Source organism: Micromonospora sp. NPDC127501 (assembly GCF_040302185.1).
In the GTDB taxonomy this organism is placed as follows: domain Bacteria; phylum Actinomycetota; class Actinomycetes; order Mycobacteriales; family Micromonosporaceae; genus Micromonospora.
The window spans coordinates 100,984-117,534 of the sequence record NZ_JBEORJ010000004.1; the positions used below are offsets into that span (position 1 = coordinate 100,984).

The window sequence follows — 16,551 nt, forward strand, 5'->3', positions numbered from 1 at the left end:
CAGCAACATCCCTGATGGTGCGCGAATCTTGAAGCGGGCGGGGCGAGGCGGGGGCGGCGCAGCGGGGGCAGCGCGGTCAGCGGGGGATGAGGGTCAGGATGCTGGCTTCCGGGGGGCAGGCGAAGCGGATCGGGGCGGTCGGGTGGGTGCCGAGGCCGGCGGAGACGTGCAGCCAGGAGTCCGAGCCCGGCCACCGGTGCAGGCCGCGCGCCATCGAGCGAGGCAGGCCGCAGTTGGTCACCAGCGCCCCGAAGCCCGGTACGCAGACCTGACCACCGTGGGTGTGCCCGGCCAGCAGCAGCCCGAAGCCGTCCGCCGCCATCTGGTCGAGCACCCGCGGTTCGGGTGAGTGCGTCAGCGCGATGGAGAGGTCCGCCGAGGACGACACCGCGCCGGCCACGGAGGGGTAGTCGTCCCGGTCGATGTGCGGGTCGTCGACGCCGACCAGGTCGAGCTGTCGGCCGCCGGCCTTCAGCGTGGTCCTGGCGTTGTTGAGGTCCGCCCATCCGGCGCCGGTGAAGACCTGACGCAACTCCTCGTAGGGCAGCTCGACGCCCTCGGTGTACTCCCGGTCGGGCAGGAAGTAGGTGAACGGGTTCTTCAACACCGGCCCGGTGTAGTCGTTGGAGCCGAACACGAATGCGCCCGGGTAGTCCAGCAGTGGTTGCAGGGCCCGCAGCACCCCGGGCACCGCGCCAGGGTGTGCCATGTTGTCACCGGTCACCACCACCAGGTCGGGGTCGAGGGCGGCCAGCGATGCCACCCAGCGCTGCTTGCGCGCCTGGTCGGGCATCATGTGCAGGTCCGACAGGTGCAGCACGCGCAGCGGCTCCGCGTCGGCCGGGAGCACCGGCACGTCGTACCGCCGCAGGGTGAACATGTTGCGCTCGACGAGCGACGCGTACGCGAGGGTGGCCGCGCCGATCGTGGCGGTTCCGGCGGCGAGCCGGAATAGTGTGCGCTTTCGCATGGCGTTCAGGGTAGTTTGACCGTCCATGAGCACGCTGAAGGACCGCCTCACTGCCGACATGCGTTCCGCGCTCAAGGCGCGCGACGAGCTGACCACCTCCACGCTGCGGATGGCCCTGGCCGCCGTCGGCACCGCCGAGGTCGCCGGCAAGGCCAAGCGCGAGCTCACCGATGACGAGGTGCTCGCGGTGCTGACCAAGGAAGCCAAGAAGCGTCGGGAGGCGGCCACCGCCTTCGCCGACGCCGGGCGCGCCGAGCAGGCCGCGAAGGAGAGCGCCGAGGGTGAGGTGTTGGACCGCTACCTGCCCAAGCAGCTCTTGGACGCCGAGCTGACCGAGCTGGTGTCGGGGGCGCTCGCCGCGGGCGGCTTCACCGGCAAGGCCCAGATGGGCCCGGCGATGAAGGCGGCCCAGGCCGCGGTGGCGGGCCAGGCCGAGGGTGGCCGGGTGGCCGCCGAGGTACGCCGACAGCTCGGTCTCTGACCCGGCAGGGTCAGCGGCGCGGCGCGACGGGTTGTCGTAGCCGATCGCGGGTCCGGACAGACGAAACGGGCGGGCACCCGAGGAGGGTGGCCGCCCGTTGTGTCCTACTGGTCGGCTCAGCCGCCGGGGCGACCACCGGGTCGGCCCCCGGGCTGGCCGCCCGGGTTGCCGTCGGTGTTGCCCGGCGTGCCGCCACCGCTGCTGACCTCGATGGTGACCACGCCACCCTTGATCGTGCGTCCGTCCGGGCTGGTGCCGGCCGCGTCGCCCGCCTTGCAGGAGGACGGCACCTTCGCGCTGGAGACGACCGGCTCGAAGCCGGCGCCCTTGAGCCGGGACTTCGCCTGATCCACCGAAACGCACTTCACGTCGGGGATGCTGCGCTGGTCACCTTCGGAGATCTTCTGACCCGGCGGCGTGAAGTCGATGCGCTCCTTGCCCTTCATCGCGTCGCGCAGCGTCTCCCAGACCGGCGGGTTGATGCCGTCCTTCTCCGCGTGCTTCATCTCGACGTTGGTCTGCGGCCAGTCCGGGTCGGCCATGATGCCGGCGACCGCGTACTGCTTGGTCATCGCGACCAGCGCGGCGGTCTTCTCCGAGTCGGTGGTGCCGGACTTGCCGGCCACCGGATAACCGACGTCGCCGCGCACGTTGGGTGCGGTCGCCCCCGCACACCGGGAGGACGACGACTTGTCGCCGACCGGGCAGCGGGCCGCGTCCACAGCGGCGCGGGCCACCTCGGTGCTGAACCGCTTCTCGCAGCGCGGGTTGGCGATGTCCAGCTTGTTGCCCTCCGGGTCGCGGATCTCCTGCACCGGGATGGGTTCGCAGTACTTGCCGTCCGCGGCCAGGGTGGCGTAGGCGTTGGCCAGATCCAGCGGGGTGGTCTGTGAGACGCCCAGGGTGAAGGCGCCCCACTGGTGCGCGCCCTTCTCCAGGGTCAGATCTTCCTGGGACCGGAAGTTGATGCCCAGCCGCTTGGCCGCCTTGACCACGTTCTCGGCGCCGACCTGCTGCTGGAGCGGCACGAAGTAGGTGTTCACCGACCGGCCGAACGCGCTCCACATGTTGTGTACGCCGGCCATGCTCTCGGTCGAGTTGGTGGGGCAGTAGAGGTTGGTCCCCGGGCAGGCCGCCGGGCCAGGCCGGATGATGTATTCCGACCGGAACTGCTTCGGCGCGTTGATCGGGTAGCTGAGCGGAATGCCCTTCTCCAGCGCCGCGACGATGGTGAACATCTTGAACGTCGACCCGGCCTGGTAGCCGGTGATGCCGTCACCGCCGGTGAGCAGCGGGTTGACCGTCGCCGGGTAGTTGCCCCGAATCTTCTTCTTGCTCTTCGCGGGATCGCTGGAGAGCTTGTTCTTCGGGTTCTTCGGGTCGTCGAGCTTGAACTGCCGGTTGACCGCGAGCGCCCGCACCCGGCCGGTGCCCGGCTCGACCACCGCGACCATTGCCGCTTCCTTGCTGTTCACGCTCTTTGCCTTACGGACCGCCTTGTCCGCGGCGCGCTGCGCCTGGACGTCGATCGTGGTCACGACGTTGTAGCCGCCGCTCTTCAGCCGCCGCTCCCGGTCGTACCTGGTCGAGCCGAACGTCTCCTGATCCATCCACCAGCGGTAGAAGTAGTCGCAGAAGAAGCCCCACTCGTTGACGTTGGCGGCGACGCAGCCGTTCGGGGTGCGCTTGTCCTTGACGACCAGCTCGGTCGCCTTGGCGGCGTCCGCCTCCTGCTGGGTGATCGCCTTGATGTCGACCATGTTCTGGATGACGTAGTCGCGCCGGTCCTTGGCGAGCGGGTAACCCGCCTCCGTGGTCGGGTCGTTCGTCGTCGGCGCCTTGACCATGCCGGCCAGCAAGGCCGCTTCCTCGATCTTCAGCTTGCTCGGCGGCTTCCCGAAGTAGACCTGGCTTGCGGCGTAGATTCCGTACGCGCCGTTGCCGAACGAGGCGAGGTTGAGGTAGCGGGTGAGGATCTCGTCCTTGGAGAATTCCTTGTCGACCTGGAGGGCCAGCCGCATCTCGCGCAGCTTGCGTGCGCTGGTGTCCTCGGTCGCCGCGACGACGTCCGCCGGGTGGGTGGCCGAGTAGGCGATGGCCAGCCGGACGTACTGCATGGTCAGCGTCGAGGCGCCCTGCCGGCCGGAGCCTTCGCTCTGGTTGTTGACGAACGCGCGGGCGACACCGTTGATGTCGACGCCGTTGTGCTTGTAGAAGTCGTGGTCCTCGGCCGCGATGATGGCCTTCTGCATGGCCGGCGAGATGTCGGCGAGCTTGACGTCGCGTCGGTTCTCGTCGTACATCGTCGCGAGCGGTGTCTTGCCGTCCGATGCCAGCAGGTAGCTGATCTGTGGCGCGCGGGCCACCGTCAGCTCCGTGGGCAGGGCACCGAATGTCTCGGCGCCGGCCTTCGCGGCCAAGCCGGACATCGCTACCGCGGGGAAGGCCGCCGCAGCGACCACCACGCCGGCCAGCAGGCCACACACGAGTAGCGATGCGGCGTTGGTCAGCACATTGTGGTCACGTTTCCGCATCCAGGTCACCTCGACAGGGTACGCGAGTAGGGAACGAGGGGCGCTGGGGCGTTCTTTCCCCATTTCCTGCGCGCGCTGCCCTCGTTGTGCTAAACGCACGACCCCCGGTGCTTGGTTGCGTGTGAACTGGCGTGAGTCTCCTCCGATTCAGTGAGGCGGCGCAGCGTTATCGCTGACCCGGGCGGGGTAACCGGCGGTCGAAGGCCCGGGAAGCCGGGAGTGTCCGGAATGATGGATTTCGTCGACAACGTTGCGTAATCAGTCGACTACAGAGCATGATGGGGGCGGCGACAGCGCCACATGTCGTCCGCGCCGCCTTGGGGAAGGCGGGCCGGACGATCGGGGGGAATTGCCGGCTGACGTGCATCGACGAGGTCGGTAGGTACTGCAAGGGGGGACGTGTACACATGGGCATGATCACTGACTGGCCGTCGCTGGCGGCATGTCAGAACGGGGACCCGGACGCGTTGTTCGTACAGGGCGCCGAACAGAACGTGGCGAAGCGGATCTGCCGGAGCTGCCCAGTTCGGTACGAGTGCCTGGCCGACGCGCTGGACAACCGGATCGAGTTCGGTGTGTGGGGCGGCATGACCGAACGCGAACGGCGGGCGCTGCTGCGTCGTCACCCGCAGGTGACGAGCTGGCGCAAGATGTTCGAGGCCGCGATGAAGAAGAACAGCAAGGACAAGGCCGGCAAGGACAAGATTCTCGTCAGCGCGGCCAACTGACGCCGGTCACGGCCGGCTGATCGCCGTGCCGATCGTCCGTAGCCCGTCGACGTCGTGCACGTCGGCGGGCTGCGCCGTGACCGAAACCGCCGGCACGGCCGGGAACGCCTCGGTGAAGCGCGCGGCGACCTGCTGCTCGCGTACCGCCTGGCGAGCCAACGCCGCGTGCGCCCGCAGCACGTCGGCGGTGGCCTCATGCCCACCCAGCTGGGTCAGCCGCTCGGCGGCGACCCGGCTCTGCTCGGCGTCCAGCTCCGGGACCGCCGGGCGGTGCACCCGGTTGAGCACCAGGCCGGCCAGCGGCATCCGCTCGTCCCGCAGCCGGCCCGCGAAGTAGGCGGCCTCCCGGACCGCGTCCGGCTCCGGCGTCGCGACCAGCAGAAAGGCCGTCTCCCGCGCCTGCAGGATGCGGTACGTCTGCTCGGCGCGCTGCCGGAAACCACCGAACATCGAATCCAGTGCCGCCACGAAGCCGGACAGGTCGGTGAGCAGCTGCGCGCCCAGCACCTTCTGCACCACCTTCGAGAACATCCCGAACGAGGCCGTGACCAGGCTGAACATGCTCCGCCCGCCGCTGCGCGCCGGGGCCAGCAGCAGCCGCAGCATCCGGCCGTCGAGGAAACGGGAGAGCCGAGCCGGCGCATCAAGGAAGTCCAGTGCCGAGCGGGACGGTGGAGTGTCCACCACGATCAGGTCCCACTCGCCCCGGGCGTGCAGCTGGCCCAGCTTCTCCATCGCCATGTATTCCTGCGTGCCGGCGAAGGTCGAGCTCATCGCCTGGTAGAACGGGTTCGCGAAGATCTCCGCGGCCTTCGTCGGGTCGGTGTGCTGCAACACCACGTCGTCGAAGGTGCGCTTCATGTCCAGCATCATGGCGTGCAACTCGCCGCCGCTGCTCTCGACGTCGATCCCCTTGACCTGGCGAGGGGTGTTGTCCAGCTCGGTCAGGCCCAGCGACTGGGCCAGCCGGCGGGCCGGGTCGATGGTGAGCACGACCGTGCGCCGGCCGTGGTGCTCGGCGGCCCGCAGCGCCAGCGCCGCGGCCGTGGTCGTCTTTCCCACTCCGCCGGCACCGCAGCACACGACGATCCGCACGCCTGGGTCGGCGAGGATCTGGTCGACGTCCAGCTGCGGCGCCGCGTCTTCGGAAGGCACCAATCGAGCGTATCGGGCCGGTGGGTCCGTGCGCCCGTGCTGCGCTCAGGTGTGAGTCATTCGGCGCGGACGAGGGCCTGGGCCAGCGTCGCGAGCCCCGCCCGATCAACCCCGTCGGGCAGCAACGGCAGCTCGATCATCGGCAGCCCCAACTCCACCAGGTCGGCGCGGAGCGAATCTTCCAGTTCGCGCCGGATGAGCTGGTCACGCGCCTCATCGTGCAACCCGGCCACGATGTCCCGATCGGCCGGCAGCCCGGCGGCGACCAGCCCGCGCCTCAACTCCGCGGCGGTGACCGCGGCTCCGGCGGGCAGCGGCGGTCGGACCCCGTTGACGAGCACCTTCCCGACGCCGAAGCCGAGGGCGGTCAGGTCGGCGATCGCGTCGATCGTCTCCTGGATCGGCATCTCCTCCAGCAGCGTGACCACGTGCACCGCGGTCATCGGGGACCGCAGCAACGCGGCGACCCCCTCGCTCTGCGTCTTGATCGGGCCCACCTTGGCCAGTCGTGCGGTCTCCGCCGTCACGTTGAGGAACCGGCCGATCCGCCCGGTCGGCGGGGCGTCCAGCACCACCGCGTCGTACGCGCGCCGCTGCCCGGTGGTGCGGGTGGTGGCCTCCTTCACCTTGCCGGTGAGGAGGACGTCCCGCAGGCCGGGCGCGATGGTGGTGGCGAAGTCGATGGCGCCGAGCTTGCGCAGTGCCCGGCCCGCCGCGCCCAGTTTGTAGAACATGTCCAGGTACTCGAGCAGCGCCTCCTCGGCGTCCACCGCCAGCGCGCGCACCTCACCGCCGTCCGGCGCGTCGGCGAGGTGCCGCTCCTCGTAGGGCAGCGGCTCGATGCCGAAGAGCTGGGCGATGCCCTGCCGCCCCTCGACCTCGACCAGCAGGGTGCGCCGGCCGCCGGCGGCGAGCGCGAGGGCCAGCGCCGCCGCCACGCTGGTCTTACCGGTGCCGCCCTTGCCGGTCACCACGTGGAGACGGGCGGGCCATCCGGTACCGGCCGGGTCGATCGGACGCTCAGCTGCACACACCCGTCGAGCCTATCCAGGCTGGGCGGTCAGGCGACCTCGCAGACCCACCAACCCGTCTTCTGCACCACAGTGAAGCGCAACTCCTGGTCGGCCACCTTCTCGTCGGCGGTGGTCATGGTGAGCCGGGTGGAGACGGTGGCCCGTTCCCCGGTCTGGTTGTCCACCTTCGGGGTGGTCCACCGGAAGCGTGGGTTCTGGTAGGTGGAGGCGTACTTCTCCACCTCGGCCACCTTCGCGGCGATCTTGTCGTCGTCGCGGGAAGCGGCGCAGACGCGAGCGGCCGCCTTTGTCGCGTCGCGATCCTTGTAGACCGCGGTGAGGAACTCGTCGACGGCGACCGCCGGCTCCTTGGCACCCTCGCCGGTCTCGGCATCGCGCAGGGTCAGGAAGGCCACCACGCCGCCCCCCACGCAGAGCACCATGATCACGACCAGGGCGATCGCCGCGATCAGCAGACCGCGCTTCTTCTTCGGCTCGGCCGTGCCCTGGTAGGGCGGATAGGCCGGCGGGGCCGCAGGGATCGACGAGGGGTTCGGTGCACCCGGCTGCGTCGGTGCGGCGGCCGAGGTGGGGCCGCCAGGCCCTTCCGGCTGCCCGGCGCCGCTGGGCTGCCCCGGGAAAGCCGGCTGCCCGGCGCCGCTGGGCTGCCCGGGGAAAGCCGGTGAGGTGGGGGCGGCGGAGAGTGCCGGCTGGGCGGGGGAGGCGGGAAGAGCGAGCTGCCCGGGCGGTGCGGCGGGGGTCGGCTGGCTGGGGATGGTCGGCGCGCCGGGCTGACCGGCGGGATCCGGGTGGGCCGGTGGGTGAGCGGGTGTGCCGGCCTGGTCGCCGCTGGGCGGGTGGGTCATGTCGTTCCCCCAGGGGTGCGGCGCCCGCCGCCACCCCTGGCGCCGAGCGTGATCGAGCGGGCGGCCGGGCGCTGCGCGACCGTCCGACCGGAAGGGTAGCGGTCGATGACCGGATCGGTGTCGCCCCTGCCTGTCGAGCGGCCCAGCGATCCGGTGAGCGGTACCCGCGTCGGTTTCGGTGTCGGGCCCCCGACCTGCGGTGTGTCGCATATGTGACTGTTGGTGGCCTCTTGTGCGCGTCCTGTTGGTGGGACCGCAGCCCCAGACCTACCTTCGTCCCGGTGCGGGGGCCGGAACGGACGAATGGGTCCGGGCCGGAAGCATGGTCCGAGAGGTACGACCGGAGGCAGTGCATGCGCGACGCGGACAACATCCCTCGCACCCAGTTCCCGACGAACGATCGGCCTCGCCGGCTCGGGTCCGTGGTCGAGGCCGGCGGGCAGGTCACCAACCAGCCGATCAACGAACGGTCGTACCGCCGGATGCCGGAACAGGCGGAGGCGGCCCGGATGCCGAGCCAGCCCGCCGAGCGGACCCGCGAGGACGACGAGCCGGGCTTCGTCATCCACCTCCCGATCCGGGTGCCGAATCTGGCGGCGGCGACCGTGCTGGCCGGTCGGGTCGCGGTGTCCCTGGGCTTCCTGCCCGAGTTGGACGCCGGCGAGACCACCGTCTCCAACGCCGACGATCAGAACAACCGGCACCGGGTCTTCTGCGACCTGCTGCTGCCAGACCGGTCCCGCTGCCCCCAGGGATACGAGCACGAAGGGCGCTGCGGGGAGCTGCCGGCCGCGCCGGAGCAGCGTCCCGTACCTCGTCCGGCCAGCGGACCGTAGGCTGTCCCTCGAACAATTCCGCACCGAGAGGGAGCCCTTCAGCGATGCAGAAGTGGGAATACTCCACGGTCCCGCTGCTGGTCCACGCGACCAAGCAGATCCTCGACAACTGGGGCGAGGACGGGTGGGAGCTCGTCGCCGTGGTCCCCGGCCCGAATCCGGACCAGCTGGTCGCCTACCTGAAGCGGCCGAAGGCGTGAGCAACGGTCCGCACGCGAAGCTCGCCGAGCTGGGTCTCGACCTGCCCGAGGTCGTGCCGCCGGTGGCCAGTTACGTCCCGGCCGTGCAGTCCGGGCAGCACGTGTACGTTTCCGGCCAGTTGCCCATGGCCGAGGGCAAGTTGCTGGCGACCGGCAAGGTCGGCGCCGGGATCTCCGCCGAGCAGGCGAAGGATCTGGCCCAGCGGTGTGCGCTCAACGCGCTGGCCGCGGTCGACTCGCTGGTCGGCCTGGAGAACGTGGTGAAGGTGGTCAAGGTGACCGGGTTCGTGGCCTCCGCGCCCGGCTTCACCGGTCAGCCCGCCGTGATCAACGGCGCCTCCGACCTCTTCGGCACCGTCTTCGGGGAGGCCGGCCGCCACGCGCGCAGCGCGGTAGGTGTGGCCGAGCTGCCGCTGGACGCCCCGGTGGAGATCGAGCTGATCGTCGAGGTCGCCTGACACGTCCCCATCGCCCCGCGATCTTGCACTTTCTGCTCGGACGAAAGCCTTGAACCGGGATGAATCAGGGGCCGCAAGTGCAAGATCGTGGGGTGTGGCGGGCGGGGTCGTACGATCGCAGCCATGAGCGGGCACGTGACGGGGGCGGTGGCGGCGCTTGCCGACGAGTTGCCCCGCTGGGTTTCACTGCTGCGTGCGCCGAACCCGGGGCCGATGACCCTCGACGGCACCAACACCTGGGTGCTGCGTGCCCCGGCGGCCGAGTCCGGCATCGTGATCGACCCGGGGCCGGCGGACGAGGGGCACCTGACCCGGATCGCCGAGCACGGCCCGGTCGGGCTGATCCTGATCACCCACGGCCACCCCGACCACACCGAGGGCGCGGCCCGGCTGAGTGAACTGCTCGGCGGCGTGCACGTGCTCGCCGTCGACCCGGCGCACACCATCGGCGGCGAGCCGCTGACCGGGCCGGGCGAGCACTTCGGCGGCTTCGGTCTGCACATCAGTCTGTTGCCGACGCCAGGGCACACCGCCGACTCGGTCTGCTTCCTGGTCGAGCACGGCGACGAGCGGGTGGTGCTCACCGGTGACACCATCCTCGGCCGGGGCACCACCGTGGTCGCCCACCCCGACGGGCACCTCGGTGACTACCTGAGCAGCCTGGAGCTGCTGTCCGCGTACCGGGGGATCCCGGCGCTGCCTGGACACGGCCCGGCGCTGGCCGACTGCGCCGCCGCCGCCGACTTCTACCTCGCCCACCGCCGGGCCCGGCTCGACCAGGTCCGGGCGGCGGTCGCCGCCGGCGCCCACACCCCCGCCGACGTGGTGGCGACGGTCTACGCGGACGTGGACCGCTCACTCTGGTGGGCGGCCGAATGGTCGGTCCGGGCCCAACTGGAGTATCTGGGCGTCGACACCGGGGAATCCGCGCCCGGGGTCAGTGGGTTGGAGCACATGTGACCTGCCCCGTGTGTGGAACCGTTGCCGTTCCGGGCGCGCGGTTCTGCCACAACTGTGGCGCCGCGCTGCCGGCCGCCGCCACGTTGCCGGCGGCCGAGCGCCGGGTGGTCACCGTGCTCTTCGGTGACCTCTCCGAGTTCACCTCCTGGTCGGAGGACCTCGACCCGGAACGCGTCGGCGCGGTCACCGACCGGGTCCTCGCCGCCCTCGCCGGTGCGGTGAAGACATTCGGCGGGCACGTCGACAAGCTGACCGGTGACGGCATCATGGCGGTCTTCGGCGCGCCGGTGGCGCACGAGGACGACGCCGAACGTGCCGTCCGGGCCGCCCTGTCCATGCAACGGGCCGTCCGCCGGGTGCTCGACGACGAGCGGGGCGGCGGCGCGCCGCTCGGGCTGCGGGTCGGGCTGAACACCGGCGACGTCATCGCGGGCATCCAGGCCGCGATTGAATACACGGTCATCGGCGACACGGTGAACACCGCGGCCCGGCTCGCCGACGCCGCCGCCGTCGGGGCCGTCTACGCCGGTGGACGTACCGTCACGGCCACCAGGCACGTCTCCTCCTGGCGGGCGCTGCGCCCGCTGCGGCTCAAGGGCAAGCGTGAGCCGGTCGAGGCGTACGAGCTGCTGGGCCTGCTGGACGCGCCGGGCACCCGCTCGGGGCTCGGCGACGAGGCGCCGTACGTCGGCCGGGAGACGGAGATCGGTCGGGTCGCCGGCCGGCTCGCCGAGGTCATCGACCAGGGCGACCCACGGGTGCTGCTGATGACCGCCGAGGCGGGCATCGGCAAGTCCCGGTTCGCCGCCGAGGTGGAGCGCCTCGCCGCCGGGTACGACGTCGGTGCTGGCCGGTACGCGGCGCACACCGGGGCCCGGGTGCTCTCGGTGCGCTGTGCCGCGTTCGGGGAGCGGCGACGGCTCGCGCCCCTGGCCGATCTGGTGCGGGCCGCCGTTGGTCTGCCCAGCGACGCGTCCACCGCGCTGACCCGCCCGGCGGTCGAGGAGCGGCTGCGCCGGCTCGGGCAGCGGCTCGCCCGCTCCGGTGCGGAGACACCGCCGATCGCCACTGAGCAGCTGCTGGCCCTGCTCGGCTACGCCGAACTCCCGGCGCACGGTGGCAGCGACAGCGGCGAGTGGGGCGGATCGGGCACTCCGGCAGCGGACGCCGAGGTGGTGCCGAACGCGGTCGCCGATTTGCTCAGTGGGCTCGCCTCGGAGGCGCCGCTGGTGATCGTGGTGGACGACCTGCACGATGCCACCGCCGAGACGATCAGTGCCCTCGGGTTGACCCTGTCCCGGCTCACCGGCCCGGTGCTGGTGCTGCTGCTCGGCCGCCCCGAGTTGGTGCGTACCGCTGGCGCGCTGACCCGGGTCGCGGACGCCGAGGTGCACTCGCTGCCGCCGCTGCGCGGTGCCGACGCGGCCCGGCTGCTCACGAGTTACCTCGGCGGCGGCAAGCTGCCGCAGGCCGACACCGACCGGTTGCTCGCCACCGCGCAGGGCAATCCGTTCTACCTGGCCGAGCTGGTCACCCTTCTCATCGAACGGGGCGCACTCACCACCGAATCAGTGCGCGGTGCCGCCTCGACGCGGGGTGCCGCGGCGGATCGGTCCGGCTCCGGCGAGCGGGAGCAGAGCGGGTCGACCGGCTGGCGGCTGGTGCCGGGTTCGCTGGGCAGTCGGCTGCTCTCCCGGGACCTCGCCGCCGTGCTCGCGGCCCGGATCGACGCGTTGCCGCCGGACGCCCGGTCGGTGCTGCGCGACGCCGCGGTCACCGGTGACACGGTGCCGACCGGCGCGCTGGAGGCGATGCGGGAGCAACGTGGCGGTCGCGACGGCCGGCCGTCGGCCGTGGTCGCGGTCGAGCTCGACCGGGCGGTCGAGGAGTTGCTGCAACGCCGCATGCTGCACCGCTCGCGTGCTGGCTACTCGTTCGCCACACCGCTGATGCGGGAGGCCGCGTACGCCGGGGTGAGCAAGGCCGAGTTGGCCGAGCGGCACGCGGCGCTGGCCCGCTGGGCGGCGCCAGCGGACGAGACCACGGCCAGCACGGTGGGCGGGTTCACCGACGAGGCCCGGGACGACTTCGTGGCGACGCACGTCGAGCGGGCCGCCACGCTCGCCGACGCGGTGAAGCTGCGCCCGGACGCGCCGGCCCGGGCGGTGGTTCCGCTCGGCGTCGCCGCGCTCGGCCGGGCCGCCCGCCGGTCGCTCTCCGCCGGTGAGCCGGCAATGGCCGTCGAGTACGCCGAGCGCGCCACCGAACTGGCCCGCGATGGAGTGCCGGCAGCCGATCGGGTGGTGCACGCGCGGGCGTTGCTCCAGGTCGGCCGGGTCTCCGACGCGTTGGCGTACGCCGAGAAGATCGCCGCGAACGCGGGGGACGAGGCCACCCGGGTCAGCGCCCTGCTGCTGGCGGGGCAGGCCCAGGAGACCCTCGGCGACCAGGGCCGGGCGGTGACCGCCTGGGAGGAGGCGTTGCAGGTGGCCACCGAGGGTCGGCTGCCCACGCAGCGTGCCACGGCGATGCGCCGGCTCGGCATGGCCGACTTCGTGGCCGGGCGGCTGAGTCAGGCGAGCAGCCGGTTGGCGGCCGCCTACCAGGTCAGCCTCGGTGCGCAGGACCGACGCGGGCAGGCGTGGTCCCTGCAGAACCTGGCCTGGGTGACCACCACCCGGGGTGACTTCGCCGGGACCGACGCGGTGCTCGGCCGGGCCGCCCGACTCTTCGCCGAGCTGAAGGACCCGTACGGGCGGGCCTGGCTGCGCGGCACGACGGCGTTCGCCCGGCTGCTCGCCGGCCGACTGCGCGAGGCGTGTCGGATGGCGCAGGTGTTCCTGCCGTTCGGCGAGCGGGTCGGTGAGGCGTGGGCGGTGGGCACGTTGCGCGCGGTGGCGGCGTTCGCCACGGCCGAGCTGGGTGACCTGGCCGAGGCGGACCGGGAGGCCCGACGGGCGTACCGGGAGTTCGCCGCCGCGTCCGACGACTGGGGGCGTGGGTTCGCCCTGGTGGTCCGGGCGGTGGTGGCACGTGGCCTGGGCGAGCCGGAGCACGCGGCCGACCTGCTCACCGACGCCCTGGCGTACGCGGAGCGCACCTCGCATCCGCTGCTCACCGGGATGGCCGGCACACTGCGCGGCTTCGTCGCGTTGGACATGGGTGACTGCGAGACGGCCGAGCGGGTGGCCCGCGCGGTGCTGACCGCCGTGGAGCCGCACAACCCGCAGGCTCCGGCGCAGGTGGCGCCCCGGGTGCTGCTGGCGACGGCCCGTCTCGCCGCCGGCGACTCGGCGACAGCGGTCGGGCTGCTCGCCCCGGTGGCCACGGCCGCCGCGAACGCACCCTCGCTGCTCTTCTCCCGCCGCCAGACGATGGCTCAGTACGCGGCGGCGCTGCTCGCTCACGGTCAGCGGGAGCAGGCGTTGGACTGGGCCCGCCGGGCGGTCACCGCGCCGGCCGAGGACGTGCGCAGCCAGGTGATCGCGGCGAGTGTGCTGGCCGAGGCGTTGGCAGCGTGCGGTCGCCCGGCGGAGGCGGTGTCCTGCGCGCAGGAGGCGGTCCGCCTGGCGTACGCCACCGAGCAGCGCAGCGAACGAGCCGCAGCCGACGCCCTCCACACCCGCCTGACCGCCCTGGTCTGACCCACCCCCTCACCCTCCGCTGTTGATCAAGAGGTTCGCGTCAGGGTCCGGGCCACCGATGACCGAAAGCTCTTGATCAACGCCAGCCGGGGGTGGGGTGCAGGTTCTGCCGGTTCTGGGGATGTGGTGGTCTCGGGGAGCGGCTAGCGTGTCAGCACCGCGTACGGGTCCACAGTGGTGACCGTCGCCGTGCCTGGGGAGGCCCTTCATGAAGCTGCCGCGATCCATCGCGGGCTGGACCATCGCGGTCTTCGGCGTGTTGGCGCTGGTGATGGGCGCGGTCGGGCTGCTCTGGCCGGAGGCGCAGCTGCGCATGCTCGGGTTCGAGGTGCCGGCGACGCGGTCCGTCGGTGATCACACCGGGACGTTCCTGCTGGCGTCCTCGATGGCGGCCTTCAACATGGGCGTCTACTACCTGCTCGCCACGGTGACCGAGTGGCGGGTGTTCTACCGGTTCACCGTGGTCTTCCGACTGGTCACGTTCACCGTGTTCACCATCGCGGTGCTGGCTGACATCGCTCCCGACCGATTCTTCGGGGTGGCGGCGTGGGAAGGGCTGGGAGCCGTGGCCACCGCCATCGGTCTGCGTCTGGATGCCCGCCGGGGCATCCCGGCCGGCCGGGTCGAAACGTCCGAGGGTGCCGGGACGACTGCGGTCGCCGAGGAGGGTACCGGTCCCGCCGGTGCGGCTCCGGCGGACGCGGTGCGCTGAGCCATCGGTCGGGTTGGGTATTTTCGAGCGGTGACCGACACCCCGACCGGCGGCCTGCCAGTGCCGATCGTGCCTGGCCTGACTGATTTGCGGGTCTTTGCCCGGGGCGGGTACGCGACCGTCTACCAGGCCACCCAGATCTCCGTGGGTCGCGAGGTCGCCGTCAAAGTGGAGAACCGGACGCTGGACAGCGAGCGCGATCAGGCCCGCTTCCTGCGCGAGGCGCGGGCGGCCGGCCGGATGTCGTCCCACCCGCACGTGGTGGACCTCTTCGACGTGGGGGTCACCGTCGATCAGCACCCCTACCTGATCATGGAGCTCTGCGACGGCTCGTACGCCGAACGGATGCGCACCTCGCCGCTCGGCCCGGTGGAGGCCCGCGATCTCGGCATCAAGATCGCGGACGCGCTGGCCCACTCGCACGCCGCCGGGGTGCTGCACCGGGACGTGAAGCCGGCCAACATCCTCTACTCGCCCTTCAACTCGGCGGTGCTCGCCGACTTCGGGCTCGCCGTCCTCGCCGAACACCGGGACGCCTCGGTCACCCTGGAGGTGCTCACCCCGGCGTACGCGCCGCCGGAGATGTTCAGCCACAGCCCGCCGTCACCGGCCGTCGACGTGTACGCGCTCTGCGCCACCCTCTACGCGGTGATGCACGGCCGACCGCCACGCTGGCAGTCCGAGCGCAACCCGAGCCTGGTCACCGTGCTCGAGATGTTCAACCAGCCGCTCCCCGCCCTGCCCGGGGTCCCGGACGAGCTGATCGACGTGCTGCGCGTCGGCATGGCCAACGATCCGGGCGAGCGTCCCTCCGCCCTGGAGTTGCACGACCTGCTCACCAACCTCCCACTCGGCGCGCCGGCGACACCGGTCAGCGGCGCTCCGGTCAGCGGTGCCGCGACGCTCTCCGGCCCGTACGTGGCCAGCCAGCCGGTGCCCCGCCCGCCCATCGAGGACACTCAGCGGACCGACCCTGCCGGTCGACGGTGGCGGCGCTGGCTCTTCGGCGGCGCCGGGGTGCTCGCGCTCGCCGCCTCCGCGACCGCCGGGGCCTGGGTCGCCGACCGGGCGCCACCACCCGCCCCGTACCCGTCGGCCACCCAGATCGCCGCACCGGCGACCGGGCCGTTGCCCGGCTGCGCGACCGGCACCGGTGCGCCCACCGCCTTGCCCGAGGGTGCCCGGTGCCTGCCCGAGCTGGAGTGCTTCGGCCCGATGCGGATCCGCGGTAGCCGCGCCGAGGCGGCTCGGCTGTCCTGCGCCGGCCGACACACCTGGGAGACGTACGCCGAGGGCATCCTGCCGGTGTCGCTGGTCGGCGCCGACTACGACGAGGTGGCCGCCGCTGAGCCGGTGCGGCAGGTGTGCAGCGCCACGACGTTCCGGTTGACCACCGGGATCGCCGAGGCGACCGGTTGGCACCTGGAGGTGCTACCCCCGGTCGACGGCAGCATCGACCGGACCTACCGGTGTCTGGCGGGGCGCGGTGTGGACGCGCTGTCCGCACCCACGCTCACCGGCCGCTGAGCCCGTTCGACCCGCGTCGGCGGTCACGCACCGCACGCAACGCGTCCCGGGGGTCCATGGCGTCGAGGGTGTCCGCGTCGATCCCGTACGGCATCAACTCGGGCGGCCCGACGACTGCCGACCGGTCCGCCGGCTCCGGATCGTCGACCTGACGAGCGGCGGAGACCGCGACCCCGGCGACCATGGTCATCAGCACGCAGAGCAGCGCGAGAACCACGCCGAGGAGGTCCTGTCGGCGCCACACGACCAGCATGACCAGCGGCGCCAGGGCTCCCAGCGCCGCGAGCACCGCCACCGTGCGCGCATCGGGTCTGGACAATCGGCTCACCCGTCCAGCATGTCGCGGCCAGGCCGGCTGTCAACCGCAGAGCCGACCGCCGCGCCGATCGACGTCGATCTGAGCCGTCCACTCGACAGGGTCCATCTCGTCCACACGGATTGGACAAGAACGGCTACTCTCAGTGTTC

General features: G+C 71.9%; 14 protein-coding genes and 1 pseudogene. 9 read left to right on the plus strand and 6 right to left on the minus strand.

Annotated elements, in window-relative coordinates; genetic code table 11:
- Window positions 1–76: 76 nt before the first annotated feature.
- The gene (locus ABTW72_RS10525; protein ID WP_350856968.1) at window positions 77–970 is read right to left on the minus strand and encodes a metallophosphoesterase; all 894 of its coding nucleotides are present in this window, start codon (window positions 968–970) and stop codon (window positions 77–79) included.
- A 25-nt stretch (window positions 971–995) separates the two neighbouring features.
- Here ABTW72_RS10525 and ABTW72_RS10530 point away from each other — a divergent pair, with 25 nt between their 5' ends.
- Window positions 996–1,451 carry a GatB/YqeY domain-containing protein gene (locus ABTW72_RS10530; protein ID WP_350856971.1) on the plus strand — a complete coding sequence of 152 codons (456 nt, stop codon included), beginning with the start codon at window positions 996–998 and terminating at the stop codon, window positions 1,449–1,451.
- A gap of 116 nt (window positions 1,452–1,567) precedes the next feature.
- Here the strand turns inward: ABTW72_RS10530 and ABTW72_RS10535 are convergent, their stop codons facing one another.
- A complete protein-coding gene (locus ABTW72_RS10535; RefSeq protein WP_350856973.1) occupies window positions 1,568–3,985 on the minus strand; it encodes a penicillin-binding protein in 2,418 nt (805 codons plus the stop codon).
- A 407-nt stretch (window positions 3,986–4,392) separates the two neighbouring features.
- Between ABTW72_RS10535 and ABTW72_RS10540 the strand changes: the two genes are divergently transcribed.
- Complete coding sequence (locus ABTW72_RS10540) at window positions 4,393–4,713, plus strand: WhiB family transcriptional regulator (protein ID WP_030328078.1); 321 nt, start codon at window positions 4,393–4,395, stop codon at window positions 4,711–4,713.
- A gap of 6 nt (window positions 4,714–4,719) precedes the next feature.
- On the opposite strand, the gene bagB is transcribed toward ABTW72_RS10540, so the two are convergent.
- From bagB to ABTW72_RS10555, 3 genes and pseudogenes are all read right to left on the minus strand, one after another.
- Window positions 4,720–5,871: an ArsA family ATPase gene (gene bagB / locus ABTW72_RS10545; protein ID WP_112677302.1), complete on the minus strand. Its 1,152-nt coding sequence runs from the start codon at window positions 5,869–5,871 to the stop codon at window positions 4,720–4,722.
- Between the two features lie 53 nt (window positions 5,872–5,924).
- Window positions 5,925–6,902, minus strand: a complete 978-nt coding sequence (bagA, locus tag ABTW72_RS10550) for an ATPase BagA (protein WP_350856978.1) — start codon at window positions 6,900–6,902, stop codon at window positions 5,925–5,927.
- A gap of 26 nt (window positions 6,903–6,928) precedes the next feature.
- Window positions 6,929–7,513 (minus strand): annotated as a pseudogene (locus ABTW72_RS10555) (Rv0361 family membrane protein); the annotation flags it as partial.
- 587 nt (window positions 7,514–8,100) lie between these two features.
- Between ABTW72_RS10555 and ABTW72_RS10560 the strand changes: the two are divergent.
- The 7 genes from ABTW72_RS10560 to ABTW72_RS10590 all read left to right on the plus strand — a co-directional run bounded on the left by ABTW72_RS10560 (window position 8,101) and on the right by ABTW72_RS10590 (window position 16,084).
- Window positions 8,101–8,583, plus strand: coding sequence for a hypothetical protein (locus ABTW72_RS10560; RefSeq protein ID WP_350856981.1), 483 nt, complete (start codon window positions 8,101–8,103; stop codon window positions 8,581–8,583).
- A gap of 44 nt (window positions 8,584–8,627) precedes the next feature.
- A complete protein-coding gene (gene sp36 / locus ABTW72_RS10565) occupies window positions 8,628–8,783 on the plus strand; it encodes a Sp36 family protein (RefSeq protein ID WP_007466198.1) in 156 nt (51 codons plus the stop codon).
- Window positions 8,780–9,241 carry a RidA family protein gene (locus ABTW72_RS10570; protein WP_091403351.1) on the plus strand — a complete coding sequence of 154 codons (462 nt, stop codon included), beginning with the start codon at window positions 8,780–8,782 and terminating at the stop codon, window positions 9,239–9,241. The genes sp36 and ABTW72_RS10570 overlap by 4 nt, the downstream gene beginning before the upstream one ends.
- Before the next feature lie 123 nt (window positions 9,242–9,364).
- A complete protein-coding gene (locus tag ABTW72_RS10575) occupies window positions 9,365–10,201 on the plus strand; it encodes an MBL fold metallo-hydrolase (protein ID WP_350856986.1) in 837 nt (278 codons plus the stop codon).
- Window positions 10,198–13,845 (plus strand): adenylate/guanylate cyclase domain-containing protein, encoded by a 3,648-nt coding sequence (locus tag ABTW72_RS10580; RefSeq protein ID WP_350856989.1) that lies wholly within the window; start codon window positions 10,198–10,200, stop codon window positions 13,843–13,845. The genes ABTW72_RS10575 and ABTW72_RS10580 overlap by 4 nt, the downstream gene beginning before the upstream one ends.
- Window positions 13,846–14,053: 208 nt before the next feature.
- Window positions 14,054–14,557: a hypothetical protein gene (locus ABTW72_RS10585; RefSeq protein ID WP_350856992.1), complete on the plus strand. Its 504-nt coding sequence runs from the start codon at window positions 14,054–14,056 to the stop codon at window positions 14,555–14,557.
- Window positions 14,558–14,587: 30 nt separating this feature from the next.
- On the plus strand, window positions 14,588–16,084 hold the full coding sequence (locus tag ABTW72_RS10590; RefSeq protein ID WP_350856994.1) for a serine/threonine-protein kinase: 1,497 nt from the start codon (window positions 14,588–14,590) through the stop codon (window positions 16,082–16,084).
- On the opposite strand, the gene ABTW72_RS10595 is transcribed toward ABTW72_RS10590, so the two are convergent.
- Window positions 16,071–16,412 carry a hypothetical protein gene (locus ABTW72_RS10595; protein ID WP_328651822.1) on the minus strand — a complete coding sequence of 114 codons (342 nt, stop codon included), beginning with the start codon at window positions 16,410–16,412 and terminating at the stop codon, window positions 16,071–16,073. The two genes, ABTW72_RS10590 and ABTW72_RS10595, sit on opposite strands and share 14 nt — an antisense overlap.
- Window positions 16,413–16,551 lie beyond the last annotated feature (139 nt).